Origin of the sequence: Microbulbifer variabilis (genome assembly GCF_023716485.1) — a bacterium.
In the GTDB taxonomy this organism is placed as follows: domain Bacteria; phylum Pseudomonadota; class Gammaproteobacteria; order Pseudomonadales; family Cellvibrionaceae; genus Microbulbifer; species Microbulbifer variabilis_B.
Map to the genome: position 1 here is coordinate 4179042 of NZ_CP092418.1, position 24464 is coordinate 4203505.

Consider the following 24464-nt stretch of genomic DNA (forward strand, 5'->3'; position numbering starts at 1 on the left):
CTCCAGTGAGGCTCATAAATCCTGCCCCTATCAACCCATTCTGAAATCACATTAACAACTGACACAGATAGCAGCCACTAAAAATATTAGCATGAAAAATTTAACCAATTAATATGGCATTTAGCTTCCAAATTACTTCATCAGGGAAATTAATATTCTGGTTATAATATCGAAGCAGGTTTATTTATAGAGAACAGGGGCATCCCTCAGCCCTTAAGAAGCCTAGAAACCCAATAAATAGAAGTAAGCAGCAAGAGTCATGTCTAAACTACATATAGAAAATCTGAGTAACGATTTACTTCAGAAAGTAGATCTAGCTATAGCACCAGGCGAAGTTGTTTGCTTATCTGGCCCCTCAGGATCTGGTAAAAGCCGCTTACTACGTGCCATCGCCGATGTCGATCCTCACAACGGCCAGATCTCTCTTGGCAATAATTTACAAGAGGCTATGCCTGGTCACCAGTGGCGCCGCCAGGTTATGTTGGTACCGGCACAAAGTGCCTGGTGGTACGAGACGGTAGGCGAACACTTTAATCAGCCGATGGGGCAAACGTTAAAAATATTGGGGTTTCCCGAGGAGGCAACAAAGTGGCAGGTAAGCCGGCTCTCTTCTGGGGAGAAACAGCGTTTAGCGCTTATTCGTGCGCTTTCCTACACTCCACAGGCACTTTTACTGGATGAACCTACTGCCAATCTGGATGCCGATACTACGAGTAAAGTAGAAGCATGGCTTAAGGATGAAATCAGCAAGCAACAATACCCTGTCATCTGGGTGGCGCATAATAGAGAGCAAATCCAACGAGTAGCCAGCAGGCATATTGAAATTCAAGGCAGCTGTCTTGTGGAGCGGGAACTATCTAAATGAGTATGATCGATCTTTCCTGGTGGCAGTTATCGCTGGCTGCGGCGCTGGTAGTTGCCCTGGCAATTTGCACCCATATTGCCCGATTACAGCTCGGTAAACCGCTGATTATTGCGGCGGTGCGCACGGCGATACAGCTGGCGCTTGTAGGAGTCATACTGGAAGCGCTATTCGCCGTAGGCACCCTGTTATGGGTCAGCCTGTTAGGGCTGGCGATGTTATTGTTTGCCGGGCAACAAGTCGTCTCTCGGCAAAAATATCGCCTGCGCGGAGGCTGGAGTTTTGCCATTGGCACTTTATCCATGCTGGTTTCCGCATTTAGCGTCACAATACTGAGTCTAGTGGTGCTAATCGGCCCCCAGCCCTGGTACCAACCGCAATACTCTATTCCATTATTAGGCATGCTTCTGGGAAACACCATGACCGGCGTTGCCCTAGGCCTGGATCGACTAACAGAAAGTATGCGGCGCTCAAGTGATATTATTGAAAACCGCCTAATGCTGGGGGAGACCTGGCGGCAAGCCAGTATTGAATTTCGCCGGGATGCCATGCGCGCGGGGTTGATGCCAACGATCAATATGATGGCTGCAGCCGGTATTGTCTTTCTACCCGGTATGATGACCGGGCAGATACTAGCCGGTACCGCGCCTACTATTGCGGTTAAATATCAGATTTTGATTATGTTTACGATTGCTGCAGGTACGGGGTTTGGTACTTTTGTGGCAGTCGCATTGTGTGCGAAATATTTATTTGATGATCGTGAGAGGCTTTGCCTAAGTAGATTAAAAATAGAGAATAACAGCTAATTGAGACATTGAGTGCTGCCATCTTTTTAAGAAGGCTTATAGGTTCATATTAAGAAGAACAAACCCTAATTCAAACAGAAACATATGAGACATGAAGAAAAAACAAAAAATAAAAGTTTAATTATTCCCCCAAAAACCTACCCAAGCACCCAAGCACCCAAGCACCCAAGCACCCAAGCACCCAAGCACCCAAGCACCCAAGCACCCAAGCACCCAAGCACCCAAGCACCCAAGCACCCAAGCACCCAAGCACCCAAGCACCCAAGCACCCAAGCACCCAAGCACCCAAGCACCCAAGCACCCAGAAAATGTAATCACTGAGTACCTGGAAGCCTAATAAAAAAATGAGCAAGTAAGTTAGATCGGACCTTATCTCACACAGAAGTTTCACTAACTTCAGCCACTATCTGCACTATAAAAAGTCAACACGCTAACGTTTACCAAACCTCTATTTCTTATATGTTTTTTTCAACATTTCATGTTGTTTTAACCAAGTCTTATCTTGAGATTTTTTCGTAACACTTACAAGAAAATCTAAATTAGAGTACAAGTCACAGGAAATCTTCAAATTTGACTGACCTAGTGCCTCCACATCCTTCCCATAATATTTAAGGATCATCATAAGATTATCTCGAGTCTCTGCACTTAAATCTTCAGATCCCAGCTCATAAGGGTTCTCCCCAGGTTTTACATTCATAAAAACCGGACGAAACTCACACTCAAGATCTTTTGCGCACACCTCGATACCAGCCACCAAGAGTGCAAAAGCTATACTGCTCTTAATAATTGAACTTACCATTTCACGTTCTCCGTCCACTCTGATTGCATATCAAATTCCTTCGCCCTTCCACCTTCTACCAATTTATTTCCTGACTCATCGCCGACTCTTCCAAAAATTGGGACTGTCGCACTCAAACCATCGTGCCAATCATAGCGATCATACCAAACATGTCGAATAGTACCTGTAATGGTTACTGTCCCATCTCCCCCTGCTTCGAGATTGAAATATCCATATGATGTAAGAGTCGAGGTTCCGCTAGCATAATAAAACTCAGAAAATAAATCTGCCTTGACTAGCTTATCCCAATAATCAACATGCCAAGCTGACTCTCCGGATTTTAACAAATCGGCTTTTTTCATTACATCATCGTAAAAAAATTGTTTATTTATTTCTATCCCTTCTTTTATTGATGGTTGCTGAAGAAGCCATTCTGAAGGTATTTCAAAAGGATCCTTTTCTTGGCTCATAAAGTTTTCTAATACACCAGCAGCGATATCCCAACCTTTCCTCTTGGCTCCGACAATCATAGTTTTATACCTAGCTTCGATTGCTAGCAGTTCCGCTTTATTAGCTACCTTCCCTCTTCCATCATTTAGCTTAATGGCAGCTTCGCCATTGGGATCCACATAATTAATTGGATTATTCCGCGCATAGCGATAAGGCGTCCAACGCTGTGGATCCGTAAAACGTCCCGAGTGATTTAGCACCGGATCCGGGCTGATAAAGGTACCAAAGTCAGACTGCAGGTAACGTCGTTCGAAGTAACCTAAACCCGTGGACTCATCCAGCTCTTTGCCCGCATAGCGGTAAGGTGCTGCGGTACTATCACCGAAGACATTTTCCAGCTCGCCGTAAGACTTATAGGTAAAGGCATTAATGATCTTGCCAGCCTTATCCAGAGTCAGGTCGGTAGAACCTACGTGCGTGTGCAGGTAATACTCAGTCGGCGTGAACACTTCTCCACTCTGGTCACTGCGGGCAATACGTTTCTGGCCAACACTGATGTACTTCAGTAATTTGCCATCACGTACTTCACTATCTCCGTCGATATACAGAGTGACGCTGCGAGCTCCGCCTGTACGTTCGGTGATTTTAAAGCGGCGCTGGTGTTTAAAGTCATAACCGTACTGGTCAGCAGCTTGCTTATTACCGGCATAAGTCAGGCGCTGGTCGTGGTCCCAGTGGTAGGTCTGGTCGCCGGCTTGCGTACGATTACCGTTGTCATCGTATTCAATCAGGCCTTCAGCCCAGCTCAACGCTTGGGGTCCGGGCAGGCTGCCACGGCTGCTGCGGTTGGAGGCGCCAGTGTTGCCATTGTCATGGCTGCCGCCGTAACGCAGATCTGTGATCTGGGTATTTCCAGCGGTGGCCATATCTGCCAGGTCGACACTCGCGCGACCCACTTGCAGCAGGTTGCCGATTTTGTCGTAGCTGTAATAAACCTGCTCGATATCGTCGGCAACGCCGGTCAGGCGATAGACATCGTCGTAGCTGTAGACAATATTTTTTGCCAGGGAGGCTGCCTGGGCACTGGTTGCGCCGAGTTCGGCAGCCATTGCGGCGAGAGCGTCGCTGGGGCGTTTGTCGTCGATACCGAGTACATTGGAGACGGCATCAAAACGGTAATCCCACTGTTGCAGTGGCAGGGCGTCCCCGCTGCGCTGGGTGCGCAAGCCAGCCAGTCGCTGGCGCTCGTCAAAGCCCCAATCAGTTTCAACACCATTGGCCAGCCCTTGGTGCTGCAAAACCCCATTGGCGGTATAGTCCAGGCGTTCCACCACTCCCGGGATGCGCTCGAGTAAACCGCGGGTGTTGTATTCGAAGTTCACCCGGCTATTGTCGGGGTAGAACTGCTGTGTCATACGCCCGGCGCTGTCATAGGCGAAGCGCGTGGTGTAGAGGGGGCTATTAATTTGCGGGCCGATGATCTTGCGCTGGCGCTGTACCACTCGGCCGCGTGCGTCATAAACCCATTGCTCGAAGCCGGCTTGGTCGGTCACTTTGGCCAGGCGCCCAAGTAGGAAGGCACCGCCCTCTTCGCCGCGCTGATCGTACTGGTAGCTGACTACCGGTGAGGTGGAGCCCAGCTGCAAGCCCGGTTGCCAATTTGCGCCGCTGGGAGCTTCTCCTCGCGGCGATAATTGATACTCGGCAAAGAGACGGTTGGCGCCGTCGTAGCGATAGTGCCGCTCCTGCCCCAGGGCATCGCGGGTGGCCAGCAGGTTGCCGGCATCGTCAAAGTACTGCCAGCGCTGTCCGCGGTTGGGGTCGTCCAAGAAGCGCATGCGCCCCAGGTCGTCGTAGTGCATGGTGCGCACATTATTTTGTGCATCCTGCAGGCGGGTAAAATTACCATTGAGGTCGTAGTCGTAATAGGTGGACCAGGTGGCACCACCGATGCCGCCCTGGGTATTGGCTCCAACAATTTCATCCACTTGCCTCAGGCGGTATTCACCCTGCGCCGTTTGCAGGCCATCAAACACCAGTTTTTTGGCGGCGCCATGGTGAACACTGTTCGCACGAGTTTGCTCTTCATCTTCCAGCACCTGTGCCATGGGCAAATAGGTGATGCGATTGAAGACACTTTCCCCACTTTGCGCGGTATAGGGCTGATAAACCTCCTGGGTACGCCCTTGGGCGTCGTAAAGATATTGTCGGTGGTGCTGGCCTTTATCATTAGCGCGATAGGCGAGCCCCTGGGCAAAGTAAGGCAGTGCGGTCTGCACTACTTGGCCGCGCGCATTAAAGTTACTGTGATCGCTGACCACAACCTGTCCCGGTTGCTCGGCTTCACTGCGCACCATCAGGGTGCGGCCCAGACCGTCGTAAAAACGGCGGCTGTCGATGGTACCGCTAGCACCACTCCGCTCGCGCTGGCGAGTCTCTACCCAGCTGATACGGTGACCATCCACCATCTGCGCCAGTTGGTAATCGTACTCAACCGTGGGGAGTTGCAGGCTGTCCCCTGGCTTGGCCATGGCAGTGAGGCGCCCGTGGCTGTCGTAACCATATTGGGTCTGCTGTCCGTTAAAGTCGGTGTAGTCGGTAAGTACACCCAGACCTTTGTCGTAACCCGCACGAGCGGTGAGCCAGCGGCTGCCGGTATGCAAACCCACTTCTGTTGGGAAGGTATGATATTGCGAGTCGTAAGTGACTTTGGTTTGGTGGCCTGTGTTGGCGTCCCACAAGGGGTCATAACTTTGAATGCGGTTGCCGAAGGCATCGTAGCGGTGGCGCTCTGCGGCAACATAGGCATCTGCACTCTCAGCATCGTGCCAGAGTCGACGCAGGGTCAGGTTGCCCTTGGAGACCGCGCCTAAATTACCAGCGGAGAAACTTTCATCATCGTAGAACCACTGCTCTTTGGCCACAGCGCGGCCCGATAGGTCGGTAACCTTGCGCTCTAGCGGTAGGTGCAGGAACCAGTGGCCCTGTGCAGAGGCGGATTCCGCACTGAAGCGCAATTGGGTAATACGCTCGTCCTGCCAGTTGCCATCGGTACGGCCCAGCTCTTTGATATAAGTGGTATTGCCGTAATTATCGTAGTCATACTCCCAGGCAAGGGTCACTGGGGTACCGCTGCCTCGCTCCAGCATATGCTGCTGGCGTTCGGTCATAGCCGCAAACTCGACTTTGCGGCTTTCCTCGGCATAACCGGACAGCAGTTGGCGCAACTCCCACTGATTTTCCTCTCGCCAGAAAATTCCGCCGAAGGCATCGCGGGTTTCTATTTGTTTGATCTTGCCCTGTAGGGCTTCCTGTTCGGTGCCATCGGCTTTTTGGCCCAGGTGGAATTCGTAGCGGGTTGCCAGTGTCGGGGTACTGGCATCGCCCACGCGACGCTCTTCACTGTGTGCAAAGCCCTGGAATTCTTTATCGGCAGCATCGTAAAAGCCGTCCCAGTAATCCATCTCGGTGGTTTGCTGTTCACCACCGCGGCCATCATCCACAACAACGCGCTTAAGTACCTGCATTGCCACAGGGATACCCTGCGACCAGGGGCTGTTACCCTCGCGGTCTCTCACCATCTCCTCGACAACAGAGCCGTACTCCAGGGTCGTCAATGCACCCAGGCCATTGTCGATCGTTTTTAGCTGATTCGGTTGCTCATTGGGGAATAGCTCTGCGAAATAAAAAGTATTAGCACCGCGACCGGGGCTGTACCAAACAATATCCGTAGAGCCGTTACCATTAATATCGACTAGGCGCACCTCTTCGGGAGCCACATTGCCTTGGGCTTGAATTAATTGTGGCTGACTAAACTTTGCCAGCTGATGTTGCTTGGTATCCAGGCCCTGGTTCAACCATAGCGATACCTGAGTGCCATTGAGGTAAATTAGATCCGCACGGCCGTCGGCATTGATATCCGTAACACGAACATTCTTGAGGTTGTGTAACGTATCAGGACTATTGGCAAACACTACTGCGGGAGCAAAACCCTGCAGGCCACGGTTAGCATAGTAAGCCGCGTAGCCATTGCTGACCCAAACCAGATCAGGCAGACCATCTCCGTTCATATCCCGGAGAAAGACATTGGGATCACCCAAACGCATAGCTGCGGTGCCTGTGGGCATCGGCAATTGAATAGGCTGTGACCAGCCATCGGGGTGGTTCAGCTGCACCACATGGGATAAAACCTTACCGCTGCTATTGGTTATCGTCGCAAAGACATCGATACGTTTGTCATTGTTGATGTCCAGCATATCCACATGGGGACTATCGAGAGGAATATAGAGTCCATCTATAGCACCGCTATACTGCCAACTATAGTTATCATCAAGATGAAAGTAATGGGTACTACCAGAGCTATACTGCAATAGATTCACATCACCAGCGCCATCAATATCAGCCCAGGTGACCGAGTCACTGGAAATACGGCTGGTAGTGAAAGTATTCATTTCACGATAACTCTGCCATTGCGGCAGGCCATCTTTATCAGGACCTAAATTAAGCCAGTAAACGTCTTTATTCGGTGCCGTGTTAACAACATCTGGCAAACCATCCCGGTTAATATCCAAGAAGGCGACGTCGGGGTTATTCAGTGGTACCTGACTCGCAGCCGGCATCGGTGACATAAACACCTGATCCTGCTGATAGTGGGTGTAGCCATAGCGTACTGGTGGCAGGGTTACCGTAGATTCGCCCTCGCCTGCACTGGAATGGACTTCCTGTAACAAGGAGAGGCTTTGCCATTCCGTTAGCGGCTGATAGGAAAATTCGTATTTACGTAAGTGGCGCCCGGCAAATTGTGTTTCCACGCGCTGCAAGCGATAAGCGGTTTTAATCTCAAAACCCGCTTTATAATTTGTTAGGACGTCAGGGCGGTCTTCATAGTGAAACTGCACCGCCATATCGCCATTCGTATTATATTGAATCCTGTCCAGATAAATCTGAACGCCATCATCCAACTTGCGATATTGATAGTCGATACGATTGCCATGGGTATCTTCTACCGCCTCTAGATACCAGGAGAATACCGATGTGCCGTTGTTGCCACTGACTCGGCTATTAGAGTCTTGCCCCAAATACCAACGCAGGCCGTTGGATTGAGTCACCAGCCAACCCTTCGACAGACGCTCGTAGCGAGCAAAATCGCTGGCATTTTTGGTGCGATAAACACCGTCTTCCACCAGAACTAATTCTTCGCCCAGGTGATTGATAAACGTATCAAACTCATCAAACTCATCGGTGCGACCATCGCGGTCGTTATCCTGCCGATCAGCCTGACCCCACTCTGAATAATTAGGCAGGCCCTTGTCGGTTTGACGCTGGATATAGGGAATAACCAGTTTATGCCCCAGTCCTAATAGCCCGTTACCAAACCCGCTGTTGTATTCCAGTGATACATCCGGAGCCAGTCCATTGCGCCCAGGGGGCACAGCCAAGTTCACTAGACGTGAACTGGTGCCGGTATTTAAATTAGGGGTAAAAGCCTCACCGAGCCCGGAGATACTGCCCGGACCTGTCGGCAGATTGAGAACGGGTGCTTGCAAAGCGGTGTGTTCATTGGCGGCAACAGCAGCCGTAGATGACACAACCATGCAGCAAGAAAGCAATAAATTGCGTAGCATAAGCATCCTTGTTTTTAAAATCAGTGTTTCCTCAAAAAACACTTTAAAGACTCGTAGTATTTATCGATAGACTCCAGCGTGAGTCATGCTGTAAAAAATAATCTTCAATAAAGACGGCAACCCAGCAGTATGATTACTGCTCGGTTGCCGAATTAATACTCTAATTATTAGGCATTAAAAAAGAGAGTTAATGGACTACCGGCTCGCGCAGTAGTAACAGTGGACCAATATCATCATCACCACAGCTATCAACATTTCTCGGCTTGAAACGATGGTTAAAGATCAACTCAACATCCTTAACCGCATTGAGATCTACCAATGAGCCATAGCGATCTGCCAGCTTGAGTGACAAGCGCCAGCCAGTAGCGGCGACACTGCGTTCTTTAAACGCACTGGTAATCGTGGAATTTGAACCAGTGCCACTATTAAGCACATCCAAGTTCGCAGACATAGAAACACGGTAGCTATTTCTGAACGCCAGCCCAGTTCCCTCAACGGCATCCCAGAATCGAGTGCTATGAGTTATAAACTCGTCCTGAATACCGACTCCATCCGCATTTTCCACCAGAGTTCCCGGAGTTTTACTACGCAGGAAACTAGTGCCCCCATAAGTCAAAAATGCAGGCGTTTCGGTTTCACCACTAACGCTATATGCAAGGGGGATATTAAGACCAACGGTTTCAATTTTATCCAGGTAATTACCACCAGTTGCCAAGCAAGACAAATCACCGTTGTCGGCAATAACTGGCCCCAGGAAGAAGTTACTGCGCGGTAATTCTTTCACCGTACTAAATTCCACAGTTACCCAGGTATCACTGCCGTATTTACGCGACAACAGGCGCAGCTTTTCCTGCAAGGCTTGCTGCGGGCTTAAGCGCGGACCGCCTTGTTGAGCCGGATCCGGATGGACGTAGGTCTGTGCAATACCGTTGATATTATCTACATAGCCAAACACATCATCCTTCAGAGAGAAGGTGTCCGTCGCCTGCTCTATGCTTCCAAGCTTATGGAGTTGATCGAAAGCCAAAAGCTCACTATAGAAATCTCTAAGCTCCTGCCCATTACGCAAACGGAAAATACTTTCCTTTCTGAAGCCAGTGACTGAACCCACAAAAGATTCCTGCCACTTGTATTCCAGGGCACTGGCCGTGTAGAACAACCACTTCTGTGCTTCTTCAAAGTAACGCTCCGCACGCAGTACTTCAGTCGTCAGGCGGCTGGCATGGATCGGATCGGCAAAATAACGCTCAGCCAGATTGGCATTAGTAGTGAACATCTGGTTCATAACCCGCTGTGCCTGATTCAGCATGCCAGTCAAACGTTCCACTTCCTGCTCAACCGTAGCTTCCGCTTGGGCAATATCCAGCGCAATGGTATTTGCTTCCAGCCACATAGTGCGCACGCGAGCCTTACTCTCCACACCCAGTAGTCTATTTGAGCTGTCGTTTAAGGTCGCGCGCTCTTCCGCCGCTAGGCGGGCGCTCTCTGCCTCCAATTTACCAATATCTTTAATCGTTTTTATATTGCGGTTGTGCTCAGCAACGGTTTCTGCGGTTTCTTTTACCGTTTGCGCTAGTTGAGCCCAATTTTGACTCACGATAGCTGCTACCGACTTCACAATCCCTTTAAACAGGCTACCCCGCTTTCTAGACTGTTCCGCCTTTTTGCGAATTTTGGCAATCTGCTGCTTAATTGAAACCTGCTTGGAGCCGTAATCCAGGATGATCTTCGACATGCCGTCGACGATTCCCTCTTCCTCCGCACGTCGCTCGATTTCGATTTCAATCGCACTCAGCAGGTCTTCCATACGCTGCAGGTTGTTGCTCAGTGCAATTTCCGCAATATCGATATTGTTCGCCTGCAGAGAAATTTCACTACCGTTCTGCGCATCCTCCGTGACAATCACACAGTCCTCGGCAAAGCAGTTGCTCGGAAACTCCAGACCCAACAGGCTGTACAGCCAGTTGCCCAACTGCTGGTGGCGGTCGGTATATTCCGTGGCCAGCTTGTCGGCACTGTGGCGGTAGTTCTCGTAGCTGGTTCTTGCGGCGGCGAGACTATTCTGTGCGGTGGCAATAGGGCCACTGCTGTCATTACCGAGGAAGTCACTCAGTGCATTGAAGGAATCAAACACTGTGTTGCCATCAATACCGTAACCCTGTACCAGCAACACTGAGTCCTGCGGCAGGCCCAGAATGTTGGTTTCGCCCGTGAGCCAGCTCACGGAGTTTTCCAAATCACTGAGATGGGTTTGCCATGCATACACCGCTTCGGGCAGACCAGAGAAACCTTGCACCTGGGTGAAGTCGGTATTCGGGAAGATCGTACGCAATGATTGCTCTTTAGCAATCAACTCACTGCGCAGCGTATTCATCTCGTCAACCATTTGTGCCAGCAGGGTGGTATTGGTCTGTCCGGCAACGACGGCCAGACGCGCTTGCTGCACTTTAGTAGAAGCCAATTTGCTCATCAGCTGATAGAGCATGGTGACATCTTTGTAACCGGTGAACAGTAATTCTGCTGGGGTTACATCTTTTTGTGCCAGGTCGTTGGGGTCGTAGTAGCGGGGGCTAATTTGACCACGGGAGGGACCCCATTGTGCTAAAAACTCCGGTGCATAGATCAGCAGGGAGTTGTACTGCTCCAGGGCATCCTTCAACAACTGGTGTGCAGTTTCTATATGGCCAACTTCGACCTCTACCGCTTCGTTACGCAGGCGGCTAATACGGGCATTATCCAGGGCTTCATTAGCCAGGATCATTTCCGCTACCGCGCGATCGTAGTAAACATCCAGCGTGAAACGTTGCAGGTTTTCATTGTTGGGATGATGAGTGAGCTGCTCAAAAATAAACGCTTCCACATCTGTGGCACGATTACGCTCGGCAGTGTCATACAGGCTGGAAAACTCAACCGTGGCTTCACCACTGGCGTAAGGGTTAATCACCGTATTGGTGTTGGTATCAACGATATACATCAGATCCAGGTAGCGGAAGGCCGCTCTATCCCGGGAGAAAATACCCTGGGCAGGATTTTCCTGGGCCGCAGGTACCTGATCGGCTTCGTTGTAGTACAGCTGCTTGCGAATCTGTACCGTGGGATCCAGCTCCATCGTTACCGTGAAGGTATTACTAAAGTCGGAAGAGCCCGCTTTGTTCACGGCCTGTACACGATAATCGTGCGTACCGAATACTAATGGAGAGGCATTGTATTTATAGCTATTGCCAGCACCGTTATACACGGTTTTCCAGCTGCCATTATTCATACGTTGCTGCAGCAGATAACTATCAGTTTCGGCAACTGATGGCCAGCTCACAGTATAAGCTTCACCGGTAGAGGAAGGCACAGTGATATAGCTCGGCGCTGCTGGCGCTTGTAGTAAATCTACGGTGGCACAGGCTTCCGGTGAATAGTTGGACTGATCGGTTGAGGTCAGTGCACGTACCCGGTAGCAGTGGCGCCCGTCTTGCAAGTTACTCAGCTGGTAGCTGCGTGCAGTGCCGCGATAAAGCTGCTTATTTGCACTGTCTACCACTTGATATTCAACGGTAAGACCGCCTTTTTTAACTTCGCTCCAGCTAAGCTTGACCTTGCCATCCCAGCTGTTGGTTGGCGAAGCTGAGGCTACGGGCACACCAACAGCGCGATCGACTTTAACCGTTACTAACGAGGAGTAGTTGGAGCAAGTGCCCTTGGCATTACAAGCGCGAACCTTATAGCTATAAGAGCCATTGCTAACACCAGAGAAACTCTTACTTAAACCAGAACCATTGTACAGAGTGGAGCCACTGCCATCGACCAACTGATAACTGGTGGCAAACTGCTTGGTATTCCAGCTGACAGTATATTTACCATCGAGGCTGGTGGTGGTATTTAATTTAGGTGTTGGTACGCCAGGACGGAAATAGACTTCTAAATCTTTACTTTCTCGATAGCCAGAGCAAGTGCTATTACAGGCCCGCACTCTAAAGCGGTAAGTACTACCATGGCTCAGGGAAGAAACCGTTGTACTGGTGGATGAACCAGAATAAATATTGCCGGACCAATTGCCGTTATCCTTGCGCTGTTGTACCTCGTAGCGAGTAGCCCCGCTGCTGGCAGCCCAGCTGATGCTAACGCTACTAGAGGAGGTATAACTGGGAACAGTGATAGAGGTTGGGGTTGATGGAGTCAGCTCTACCTTTATGGTTCCGCCGTTCTTATAAGCACCACATAAATTCTTTGCGGTGTTACAGGCTCGTACACGATATTGGTAGTTACCACTAGAGCGGCCACTTTCATCAAAGCTAGTTTTAGAACCGTTATAAACCCTGCTCCAGGAGCCACTATTTACCCTACGGTAGAGCTCATACCGGCCTGCACCAGTACTGGAAGACCAGCTAACCTTGTAAGCCCCATCACTATCGAAAGTGCCGTAATTGATACTGGAGGGCGCTGCTGGTTGAAATATAACGTTAACGGTATGAGTGCCTAACTTAACCCTATTGAATCGGGAAGCAGGGCAAGATGTAACTTTATCTTCCCAATCATCAGGGGAGATAATATCTGGAGTACAGTGTTCATGCCAATACTCATAAAAGTATTTACCGGCAGAAGAAACGGTTACAGATTTAGTAGAGTTTGAACTGGAAAACCCATAGTCTAATGAAATATTCCGAGTAAAAGTTCCATTTTTATACTCTTTTAGATATACACCCATTATCCCAAGTGGCGCTACAGACTTATATGACAAGGAATATTTCCCATCAGTATCTGTGCTCGGCCCGCTCAGGGCAGACCCATAAGCAATAGCACTGGCACTTAAAACCTGCAGCACAAAAAAGTTACGAACAAGAGTCAACATTTTAAAAACCAAATTACTATGATTTACATAGACACAAAGCCAATAAGCTTTGACAACGTATAACAACTAAACAATAACTACGAAAAGGTCAAAAACCTCCAAAGCCATAAGCGCCAATTATTTTTAATCAGCGCCTACAGCTAAGCCCAAATATTTAATCAAAGCCCACCAATAAAATCCTTTTTACAACCTTTACTTATCACACCACAAAAAACAGATAAGCAAAAAACAAACAAACCAATATTATATCCATACATATATATCACCCACACAATTGGACTACCCGACAATGGCTTCTTGTACCCCAAATCAATAGACTCAATCTCAGGTAAATAAAACCTTAAGCCAACTGAAATAGACAGTAAAAAAGCACCTAGCAAGCCTGTCACTGAGAAACGGTTTAATGACTTCCGAACCCAATACCCCCCCCCAAGTAGAATTATCAACACCGTTAATAGGTGCGAAGCTAAACTAATTTTTTCTAAGAAAAACCACATAAAACCCCCTACTGAACTTTTTGGTTAGCCCGCAACTCTTCCACAAAGTCAGATGGCTTCACACCAAAATATTCCTCCAAAAATCCAGGCGAAGGATCCACTGTGAAAGATTTCAATCCTGTAGCATGAGTAGAAAGATCACCACTTCTTGTAACAGTTGTTTCTAAGACGGCACCGTATACATTCTTACCACCGCTTGGAGCATGAAATGAACACTGTCCTCCACTATTAGAGCAAGTATATAAAGCAATTTTTCTGCCGTCTTTTGTATAACCTGTCCCTGGCCATCTAGGATGATCAGGCGGAGTTGTTGCGCCACCTGTTCCATTTGCTTTACACGTGACGACGCCTGCTCCACACTGTTTAGGACGAGTGATCTGTTTTTTTTCTACTTCTTTTGGTCCCATTTCCAAATTCTCATGTAGCCCCTTTTCACTAGCCTCTTGCCCTACTTTCAAATTTTTATGCAACCCATTTCCTAAATTTTGAGAATTATTTTTCAAAGCCCCATGTGTACCTTTGCTTCCTCCCCCGCTTGAACCATCACGGGCAACTCCATTACCACTGGAATAACTAACCGACATACCACTACTTACTTGTGCTGAGGAGTTATTGCTTTGGTTATACTGCCTAATAGCCGTTTCACCATTGGGATCCACATAATTAATTGGATTATTCCGCGCATAGCGATAAGGCGTCCAACGCTGTGGATCCGTAAAACGTCCCGAGTGATTTAGCACCGGATCCGGGCTGATAAAGGTACCAAAGTCAGACTGCAGGTAACGTCGTTCGAAGTAACCTAAACCCGTGGACTCATCCAGCTCTTTGCCCGCATAGCGGTAAGGTGCTGCGGTACTATCACCGAAGACATTTTCCAGCTCGCCGTAAGACTTATAGGTAAAGGCATTAATGATCTTGCCAGCCTTATCCAGAGTCAGGTCGGTAGAACCTACGTGCGTGTGCAGGTAATACTCAGTCGGCGTGAACACTTCTCCACTCTGGTCACTGCGGGCAATACGTTTCTGGCCAACACTGATGTACTTCAGTAATTTGCCATCACGTACTTCACTATCTCCGTCGATATACAGAGTGACGCTGCGAGCTCCGCCTGTACGTTCGGTGATTTTAAAGCGGCGCTGGTGTTTAAAGTCATAACCGTACTGGTCAGCAGCTTGCTTATTACCGGCATAAGTCAGGCGCTGGTCGTGGTCCCAGTGGTAGGTCTGGTCGCCGGCTTGCGTACGATTACCGTTGTCATCGTATTCAATCAGGCCTTCAGCCCAGCTCAACGCTTGGGGTCCGGGCAGGCTGCCACGGCTGCTGCGGTTGGAGGCGCCAGTGTTGCCATTGTCATGGCTGCCGCCGTAACGCAGATCTGTGATCTGGGTATTTCCAGCGGTGGCCATATCTGCCAGGTCGACACTCGCGCGACCCACTTGCAGCAGGTTGCCGATTTTGTCGTAGCTGTAATAAACCTGCTCGATATCGTCGGCAACGCCGGTCAGGCGATAGACATCGTCGTAGCTGTAGACAATATTTTTTGCCAGGGAGGCTGCCTGGGCACTGGTTGCGCCGAGTTCGGCAGCCATTGCGGCGAGAGCGTCGCTGGGGCGTTTGTCGTCGATACCGAGTACATTGGAGACGGCATCAAAACGGTAATCCCACTGTTGCAGTGGCAGGGCGTCCCCGCTGCGCTGGGTGCGCAAGCCAGCCAGTCGCTGGCGCTCGTCAAAGCCCCAATCAGTTTCAACACCATTGGCCAGCCCTTGGTGCTGCAAAACCCCATTGGCGGTATAGTCCAGGCGTTCCACCACTCCCGGGATGCGCTCGAGTAAACCGCGGGTGTTGTATTCGAAGTTCACCCGGCTATTGTCGGGGTAGAACTGCTGTGTCATACGCCCGGCGCTGTCATAGGCGAAGCGCGTGGTGTAGAGGGGGCTATTAATTTGCGGGCCGATGATCTTGCGCTGGCGCTGTACCACTCGGCCGCGTGCGTCATAAACCCATTGCTCGAAGCCGGCTTGGTCGGTCACTTTGGCCAGGCGCCCAAGTAGGAAGGCACCGCCCTCTTCGCCGCGCTGATCGTACTGGTAGCTGACTACCGGTGAGGTGGAGCCCAGCTGCAAGCCCGGTTGCCAATTTGCGCCGCTGGGAGCTTCTCCTCGCGGCGATAATTGATACTCGGCAAAGAGACGGTTGGCGCCGTCGTAGCGATAGTGCCGCTCCTGCCCCAGGGCATCGCGGGTGGCCAGCAGGTTGCCGGCATCGTCAAAGTACTGCCAGCGCTGTCCGCGGTTGGGGTCGTCCAAGAAGCGCATGCGCCCCAGGTCGTCGTAGTGCATGGTGCGCACATTATTTTGTGCATCCTGCAGGCGGGTAAAATTACCATTGAGGTCGTAGTCGTAATAGGTGGACCAGGTGGCACCACCGATGCCGCCCTGGGTATTGGCTCCAACAATTTCATCCACTTGCCTCAGGCGGTATTCACCCTGCGCCGTTTGCAGGCCATCAAACACCAGTTTTTTGGCGGCGCCATGGTGAACACTGTTCGCACGAGTTTGCTCTTCATCTTCCAGCACCTGTGCCATGGGCAAATAGGTGATGCGATTGAAGACACTTTCCCCACTTTGCGCGGTATAGGGCTGATAAACCTCCTGGGTACGCCCTTGGGCGTCGTAAAGATATTGTCGGTGGTGCTGGCCTTTATCATTAGCGCGATAGGCGAGCCCCTGGGCAAAGTAAGGCAGTGCGGTCTGCACTACTTGGCCGCGCGCATTAAAGTTACTGTGATCGCTGACCACAACCTGTCCCGGTTGCTCGGCTTCACTGCGCACCATCAGGGTGCGGCCCAGACCGTCGTAAAAACGGCGGCTGTCGATGGTACCGCTAGCACCACTCCGCTCGCGCTGGCGAGTCTCTACCCAGCTGATACGGTGACCATCCACCATCTGCGCCAGTTGGTAATCGTACTCAACCGTGGGGAGTTGCAGGCTGTCCCCTGGCTTGGCCATGGCAGTGAGGCGCCCGTGGCTGTCGTAACCATATTGGGTCTGCTGTCCGTTAAAGTCGGTGTAGTCGGTAAGTACACCCAGACCTTTGTCGTAACCCGCACGAGCGGTGAGCCAGCGGCTGCCGGTATGCAAACCCACTTCTGTTGGGAAGGTATGATATTGCGAGTCGTAAGTGACTTTGGTTTGGTGGCCTGTGTTGGCGTCCCACAAGGGGTCATAACTTTGAATGCGGTTGCCGAAGGCATCGTAGCGGTGGCGCTCTGCGGCAACATAGGCATCTGCACTCTCAGCATCGTGCCAGAGTCGACGCAGGGTCAGGTTGCCCTTGGAGACCGCGCCTAAATTACCAGCGGAGAAACTTTCATCATCGTAGAACCACTGCTCTTTGGCCACAGCGCGGCCCGATAGGTCGGTAACCTTGCGCTCTAGCGGTAGGTGCAGGAACCAGTGGCCCTGTGCAGAGGCGGATTCCGCACTGAAGCGCAATTGGGTAATACGCTCGTCCTGCCAGTTGCCATCGGTACGGCCCAGCTCTTTGATATAAGTGGTATTGCCGTAATTATCGTAGTCATACTCCCAGGCAAGGGTCACTGGGGTACCGCTGCCTCGCTCCAGCATATGCTGCTGGCGTTCGGTCATAGCCGCAAACTCGACTTTGCGGCTTTCCTCGGCATAACCGGACAGCAGTTGGCGCAACTCCCACTGATTTTCCTCGCGCCAGAAAATTCCGCCGAAGGCATCGCGGGTTTCTATTTGTTTGATCTTGCCCTGTAGGGCTTCCTGTTCGGTGCCATCGGCTTTTTGGCCCAGGTGGAATTCGTAGCGGGTTGCCAGTGTCGGGGTACTGGCATCGCCCACGCGGCGCTCTTCACTGTGTGCAAAGCCCTGGAATTCTTTATCGGCAGCATCGTAAAAGCCGTCCCAGTAATCCATCTCGGTGGTTTGCTGTTCACCACCGCGGCCATCATCCACAATAACGCGCTTAAGTACCTGCATTGCCACAGGGATACCTTGCGACCAGGGGCTGTTACCCTCGCGGTCTCTCACCATCTCCTCGACAACAGAGCCGTACTCCAGGGTCGTCAATGCACCCAGGCCATTGTCGATCGTTTTTAGCTGATTCGGTTGCTCATTGGGGAATAGCTCTGCGAAATAAAAAGTATTAGCACCGCGACCGGGGCTGTACCAAACAATATCCGTAGAGCCGTTACCATTGATATCGACCAGGCGCACCTCTTCGGGAGCAACATTGCCTTGGGCCTGGATCAGTTGTGGCTGGCTAAATTGGGCTAATTGATGTTGGTTGCTGTTCAGGCCCTGGTTAAGCCAGATGGATACATGGGTTCCATTCAGATACACCAGGTCAGCGCGGCCGTCGGCATTGATATCAGTAACACGAACATTCTTGAGGTTGTGTAACGTATCGGGACTATTGGCAAACACTACTGCGGGAGCAAAACCCTGCAGGCCACGGTTAGCGTAGTAAGCCGCGTAGCCATTGCTAACCCAAACCAGATCAGGCAGACCATCTCCGTTCATATCCCGAAGAAAGACATTGGGATCACCCAAACGCATAGCTGCGGTGCCTGTGGGCATCGGCAATTGAATAGGCTGTGACCAGCCATCGGGGTGGTTCAGCTGCACCACATGGGATAAAACCTTACCGCTGCTATTGGTTATCGTCGCAAAGACATCGATACGTTTGTCATTGTTGATGTCCAGCATATCCACATGGGGACTATCGAGAGGAATATAGAGTCCATCTATAGCACCGCTATACTGCCAACTATAGTTATCATCAAGATGAAAGTAATGGGTACTACCAGAGCTATACTGCAATAGATTCACATCACCAGCGCCATCAATATCAGCCCAGGTGACCGAGTCACTGGAAATACGGCTGGTAGTGAAAGTATTCATTTCACGATAACTCTGCCATTGCGGCAGGCCATCTTTATCAGGACCTAAATTAAGCCAGTAAACGTCTTTATTCGGTGCCGTGTTAACAACATCTGGCAAACCATCCCGGTTAATATCCAAGAAGGCGACGTCGGGGTTATTCAGTGGTACCTGACTCGCAGCCGGCATCGGTGACATAAACACCTGATCCTGCTGATAGTGGGTGTAGCCATAGCGTACTGGTGGCAGGGTTACCGTAGATTCGCCCTCGCCTGCACTGGAATGGACTTCCTGTAACAAGGAGAGGCTTTGCCATTCCGTTAGCGGCTGATAGGAAAATTCGTATTTACGTAAGTGGCGCCCGGCAAATTGTGTTTCCACGCGCTGCAAGCGATAAGCGGTTTTAATCTCAAAACCCGCTTTATAATTTGTTAGGACGTCAGGGCGGTCTTCATAGTGAAACTGCACCGCCATATCGCCATTCGTATTATATTGAATCCTGTCCAGATAAATCTGAACGCCATCATCCAACTTGCGATATTGATAGTCGATACGATTGCCATGGGTATCTTCTACCGCCTCTAGATACCAGGAGAATACCGATGTGCCGTTGTTGCCACTGACTCGGCTATTAGAGTCTTGCCCCAAATACCAACGCAGGCCGTTGGATTGAGTCACCAGCCAACCCTTCGACAGACGCTCGTAGCGAGCAAAATCGCTGGCATTTTTGGTGCGATAAACACCGTCTTCCACCAGAACTAATTCTTCGCCCAGGTGATTGATAAACGTATCAAACTCATCAAACTCATCGGTGCGACCATCGCGGTCGTTATCCTGCCGATCAGCCTGACCCCACTCTGAATAATTAGGCAGGCCCTTGTCGGTTTGACGCTGGATATAGGGAATAACCAGTTTATGCCCCAGTCCTAATAGCCCGTTACCAAACCCGCTGTTGTATTCCAGTGATACATCCGGAGCCAGTCCATTGCGCCCAGGGGGCACAGCCAAGTTCACTAGACGTGAACTGGTGCCGGTATTTAAATTAGGGGTAAAAGCCTCACCGAGCCCGGAGATACTGCCCGGACCTGTCGGCAGATTGAGAACGGGTGCTTGCAAAGCGGTGTGTTCATTGGCGGCAACAGCAGCCGTAGATGACACAACCATGCAGCAAGAAAGCAATAAATTGCGCAGCATAAGCATCCTTGTTTTTAAAATCAGTGTTTCCTCAAAAAACACTTTAAAGACTCGTAGTATTTATCGATAGACTCCAGCGTGAGTCATGCTGTAAAAAATAATCTTCAATAAAGACGGCAACCCAGCAGTATGATTACTGCTCGGTTGCCGAATTAATACTCTAATTATTAGGCATTAAAAAAGAGAGTTAATGGACTACCGGCTCGCGCAGTAGTAACAATGGGCCAGTATCGCCATCGTCATCACAGGTATCTATATTTCTCGATTTGAAACGATGGTTAAAGATCAGCTCAACATCTTTAACCGCGTCAAGATCCACCAGCGAACCAAAGCGATCTGCCAATTTAATTGACAAGCGCCAGCCAGTAGCGGCGACACTACGCTCTTTAAAGACGCTAGTCATTGAAGAGCTGGAACCTGTGCCACTATTAAACGCATCCAAGTTCGCAGTCATAGAGACACGGTAGCTACTGCGGAAGGCCAGATTAGTTCTATCAGTAGTATCCCAGAATCGAGGTGTATGGGTGATAAATTCGTCCTGAATACCAACACTGTCCCCATTTTCCACCAGGGTTCCAGGAGTTTTACTGCGCAAGAAGCTGGTACCACCATAAGTTAGGTAGGCCGGAGTTTCTGTTTCACCACTGACGCTGTGTAGCAGAGGAATATTAAGTCCTACAGTTTCGATTTTATCCAGGTAATTACCGCCGGCTGCCAAGCAGGCGAGATCTCCATTACCCGCAATAACCGGCCCCAGGAAGAAGTTACTGCGCGGTAATTCTTTCACAGTACTAAATTCCACGGTTACCCAGGTATCACTGCCATATTTACGCGACAACAGGCGCAGCTTTTCCTGCAAAGCTTGCTGCGGGCTTAAACGAGGACCACCTTGTTGAGCAGGATCCGGATGGACGTAGGTCTGTGCAATACCGTTGATATCATCTACATAACCAAACACATCATCTTTCAGTGAGAAGGTATCCGTCGCCTGCTGAGTCCCGTTAAGGCTACCTAACTGATCAAAAGCCAGCATTTCACTGTAGAAATCCCTCAGTTCCTGGGCATTGCGTAATCGGAAGATATCTTCCTTTCTAGAACCAGTCACTGAACCCACAAATAACTCCTGCCACTTGTATTCCAGCGCACTAGCTGCATAGAACAACCACTTCTGCGCTTCTTCAAAGTGACGCTCCGCACGCAACATTTCCGTAGTCAGGCGGCTGGCATGGATCGGGTCAGCAAAATAACGTTCGGCCAGATTGGCATTAGTAGTGAACATCTGGTTCATAACCCGCTGTGCCTGATTCAGCATGCCGACTAAACGTTCTACTTCCTGCTCAACCGTAGCTTCCGCTTGGGCAATATCCAGCGCGATGGTATTTGCTTCCAGCCACATGGTACGCACGCGCGCTCGGCTTTCGACATCCAACAATTTATTGCTGCTGTCATTCAGTTCAGCTCGCTCTTCAGCGCCCAAGCGAATGCTCATTGCTTCCAGCTTACCAATTTCTTTAATACTTCTGAGATTGATATGACTAGAAACCACCTGATCAATACCTTGCTCCAACAGGCCTGAATCCTTTAGGTAGAATGCTTTGATTGCACCGCCTATTACTTTCAGGAAACCATCGCGTTTTCTGGATTTCTCCGCTTCTTTACGAATCTTGGTGATTTGCTTAGAAATGGATTCCTGCTTGGAGCCGTAATCCAGGATGATCTTCGACATGCCGTCGACGATACCTTCCTCCTCCGCACGTCGCTCGATTTCGATTTCAATCGCACTCAGCAGGTCATCCATGCGCTGCAAGTTATTGCTCAGTGCAATTTGCGCAAGCTCAATATTGTTTGCCTGCAAGGCAATTTCACTACCCTGCTGTGCAGACTCTTCAACAATAATGCAGTCTTTGCTAAAGCAGTTACTCGGAAAATCCAGGCCCAACAGGCTGTACAGCCAGTTGCCCAACTGCTGGTGGCGGTCGGTATATTCCGTGGCCAGCTTGTCGGCACTGTGGCGGTAGTTCTCGTAGCTGGTTCTTGCGGCGGCGAGACTATTCTGTGCGGTGGCAATAGGGCCACTGCTGTCATTACCGAGGAAGTCACTCAGTGCATTGAAGGAATCAAACACTGTGTTGCCATCAATACCGTAACCCTGTACCAGCAACACTGAGTCCTGCGGCAGGCCCAGAATGTTGGTTTCGCCCGTGAGCCAGCTCACGGAGTTTTCCAAATCACTGAGATGGGTTTGCCATGCATACACCGCTTCGGGCAGACCAGAGAAACCTTGCACCTGGGTGAAGTCGGTATTCGGGAAGATCGTACGCAATGATTGCTCTTTAGCAATCAACTCACTGCGCAGCGTATTCATCTCGTCAACCATTTGTGCCAGCAGGGTGGTATTGGTCTGTCCGGCAACGACGGCCAGACGCGCTTGCTGCACTTTAGTAGAAGCCAATTTGCTCATCAGCTGATAGAGCATGGTGACATCTTTGTAACCGGTGAACAGTAATTCTGCTGGGGTTACATCTTTTTGTGCCAGGTCGTTGGGGTCGTAGTAGCGGGGGCTAATTTGACCACGGGAGGGACCCCATTGTGCTAAAAACTCCGGTGCATAGATCAGCAGGGAGTTGTACTGCTCCAGGGCATCCTTCAACAACTGGTGTGCAGTTTCTATATGGCCAACTTCGACCTCTACCGCTTCGTTACGCAGGCGGCTAATACGGGCATTATCCAGGGCTTCATTAGCCAGGATCATTTCCGCTACCGCGCGATCGTAGTAAACATCCAGCGTGAAACGTTGCAGGTTTTCATTGTTGGGATGATGAGTGAGCTGCTCAAAAATAAACGCTTCCACATCTGTGGCACGGTTACGCTCGGCAGTGTCATATAGGCTGGAAAACTCAACCGTGGCTTCACCACTGGCATAGGGGTTGATCACCGTATTGGTGTTGGTATCAACGATATACATCAGGTCCAGGTAGCGGAAGGCGGCTCTATCCCGGGAGAAAATACCCTGGGCAGGATTTTCCTGGGCCGCAGGTACCTGATCGGCTTCATTGTAGTACAGCTGCTTGCGAATCTGTACCGTGGGATCCAGCTCCATCGTTACCGTGAAGGTATTACTAAAGTCGGAAGAGCCCGCTTTGTTCGCGGCCTGTACACGATAATCGTGCGTACCGAATACCAATGGAGATGCATTGTATTTATAGCTGTTGCCAGCACCGTTATACACGGTTTTCCAGCTGCCATTATTAATACGTTGCTGCAGCAGATAACTATCAGTTTCGGCAACTGATGGCCAGCTTACGGTATACGCTTCGCCAGTAGAGGAAGGTACGGTGATATAACTAGGCGCTACAGGTGGCTTCAGCAACGCTACGGTGGCGCAAGCTTCCGGTGAATAGTTGGACTGATCTGTTGAGGTCAGTGCACGTACCCGGTAGCAGTGGCGCCCGTCTTGCAAGTTACTCAGCTGGTAGCTACGTGCAGTGCCGCGATAAAGCTGCTTATTTGCACTGTCTACCACTTGATATTCAACGGTAAGACCGCCTTTATTAATTTCTGTCCAGCTTAATTTTACTTTGCCATCCCAGCTACTAGTGGGTGCTGCAGACAGCACAGGTATACCAACAATACGATCCACTATAACGCTGACCGGTGAAGAGTAAACGGAGCAGGTGCCTTTAACATTACAAGCGCGCACCTTGTAGCTGTAGGTACCATTGCTAATGTCAGTAAAACTCTTGCTCAGGTCAGAACCATTGTAAACAGAGGAGCCATTGCCATCTACAACCTGGTAGCTGGTGGCAAACTGCTCAGCGTCCCAACTAAGCTCATATTTACCATCGAGGCTGGTGCCCGGATTTAATTTTGGCGACGGTTCGCCTGGGCGAATATAAACTTGCAAGTTGCCACTTTCGACATAGCTAGAGCACGTGGTATTACAGGCGCGTACTCTGTATCGATAGGTACTGCCATGAACCAAGAAGGAATCAGTTTTACTGGTTGCAGGGCCTGAGTAAACGCCTGACCAACTGCCGTTATCCCTGCTCTGTTGCAGTTCATACCGTGTAGCTGTGCTGCTGGCAGCCCAGCTGATGTTAACGCTGCTAGAGGAGGTATAACTGGGAACAGTGATAGAAGATGGGGTTGATGGCGTTTTCTCTACTTTGAGGGTCCCACCGGTTTTATAATCACTGCACATATTGGATGTACAGGCTCTTACGCGATATCGGTAGCTTCCATTGGATTTACCAGTTTCATTAAACTGGGTGCCAGATGAATTATAAATTCTACTCCAAGAACCCCCATTTATACTGCGCTCAAGCTCATAACGACTGGCTGCAGAACTTGATGACCAACTAATGGAATATGAGCCATCACTATCAAAAGTCGGATAATTTATAGTAGAAGGCGCAGAGGTAACAGATACATCACGGCACACCTCTTTTGTACCCACACGTGCTGGTCGGTTAGTGCTAACCGTACCCGTTACACCCTCTGCTT

The 24464-nt window shown here is 50.1% G+C and carries 8 protein-coding genes; 2 read left to right on the forward strand and 6 right to left on the reverse strand.

Annotation, left to right across the window (positions count from 1 at the left end; all coding sequences use genetic code 11):
* Positions 1-259: 259 nt before the first annotated feature.
* The gene (locus MJO52_RS18455) at positions 260-865 is read left to right on the forward strand and encodes an ABC transporter ATP-binding protein (RefSeq protein WP_252083423.1); all 606 of its coding nucleotides are present in this window, start codon (positions 260-262) and stop codon (positions 863-865) included.
* Positions 862-1668 carry an ABC transporter permease gene (locus MJO52_RS18460; RefSeq protein WP_252083424.1) on the forward strand — a complete coding sequence of 269 codons (807 nt, stop codon included), beginning with the start codon at positions 862-864 and terminating at the stop codon, positions 1666-1668. Before MJO52_RS18455 ends, MJO52_RS18460 begins: the two co-directional genes overlap by 4 nt.
* A 448-nt stretch (positions 1669-2116) precedes the next feature.
* Here the strand turns inward: MJO52_RS18460 and MJO52_RS18465 are convergent, their stop codons facing one another.
* The 6 genes from MJO52_RS18465 to MJO52_RS18490 all read right to left on the reverse strand — a co-directional run bounded on the left by MJO52_RS18465 (position 2117) and on the right by MJO52_RS18490 (position 24417).
* Entirely contained in the window at positions 2117-2467 is a 351-nt protein-coding gene (locus MJO52_RS18465) for a hypothetical protein (RefSeq protein ID WP_252083425.1), read from the reverse strand.
* Complete coding sequence (locus MJO52_RS18470; RefSeq protein ID WP_252083426.1) at positions 2461-8520, reverse strand: toxin TcdB middle/N-terminal domain-containing protein; 6060 nt, start codon at positions 8518-8520, stop codon at positions 2461-2463. The genes MJO52_RS18465 and MJO52_RS18470 overlap by 7 nt, the downstream gene beginning before the upstream one ends.
* A gap of 187 nt (positions 8521-8707) precedes the next feature.
* Positions 8708-13360: a fibronectin type III domain-containing protein gene (locus tag MJO52_RS18475; protein WP_252083427.1), complete on the reverse strand. Its 4653-nt coding sequence runs from the start codon at positions 13358-13360 to the stop codon at positions 8708-8710.
* Positions 13361-13518: 158 nt separating this feature from the next.
* Positions 13519-13857 carry a hypothetical protein gene (locus tag MJO52_RS18480; protein WP_252083428.1) on the reverse strand — a complete coding sequence of 113 codons (339 nt, stop codon included), beginning with the start codon at positions 13855-13857 and terminating at the stop codon, positions 13519-13521.
* Between the two features lie 8 nt (positions 13858-13865).
* Positions 13866-19961 carry a toxin TcdB middle/N-terminal domain-containing protein gene (locus tag MJO52_RS18485; RefSeq protein ID WP_252083429.1) on the reverse strand — a complete coding sequence of 2032 codons (6096 nt, stop codon included), beginning with the start codon at positions 19959-19961 and terminating at the stop codon, positions 13866-13868.
* Between the two features lie 187 nt (positions 19962-20148).
* A complete protein-coding gene (locus MJO52_RS18490; protein ID WP_252083430.1) occupies positions 20149-24417 on the reverse strand; it encodes a fibronectin type III domain-containing protein in 4269 nt (1422 codons plus the stop codon).
* Between the last annotated feature and the right edge of the window lie 47 nt (positions 24418-24464).

Coding starts and splice junctions, on each gene's coding strand:
- MJO52_RS18455 (WP_252083423.1), top strand. CDS start 260: ATGTCTAAACTACATATAGAAAATCTGAGTAACGATTTACTTCAGAAA.
- MJO52_RS18460 (WP_252083424.1), top strand. CDS start 862: ATGAGTATGATCGATCTTTCCTGGTGGCAGTTATCGCTGGCTGCGGCG.
- MJO52_RS18465 (WP_252083425.1), bottom strand. CDS start 2,467: ATGGTAAGTTCAATTATTAAGAGCAGTATAGCTTTTGCACTCTTGGTG.
- MJO52_RS18470 (WP_252083426.1), bottom strand. CDS start 8,520: ATGCTACGCAATTTATTGCTTTCTTGCTGCATGGTTGTGTCATCTACG.
- MJO52_RS18475 (WP_252083427.1), bottom strand. CDS start 13,360: ATGTTGACTCTTGTTCGTAACTTTTTTGTGCTGCAGGTTTTAAGTGCC.
- MJO52_RS18480 (WP_252083428.1), bottom strand. CDS start 13,857: ATGTGGTTTTTCTTAGAAAAAATTAGTTTAGCTTCGCACCTATTAACG.
- MJO52_RS18485 (WP_252083429.1), bottom strand. CDS start 19,961: ATGCTGCGCAATTTATTGCTTTCTTGCTGCATGGTTGTGTCATCTACG.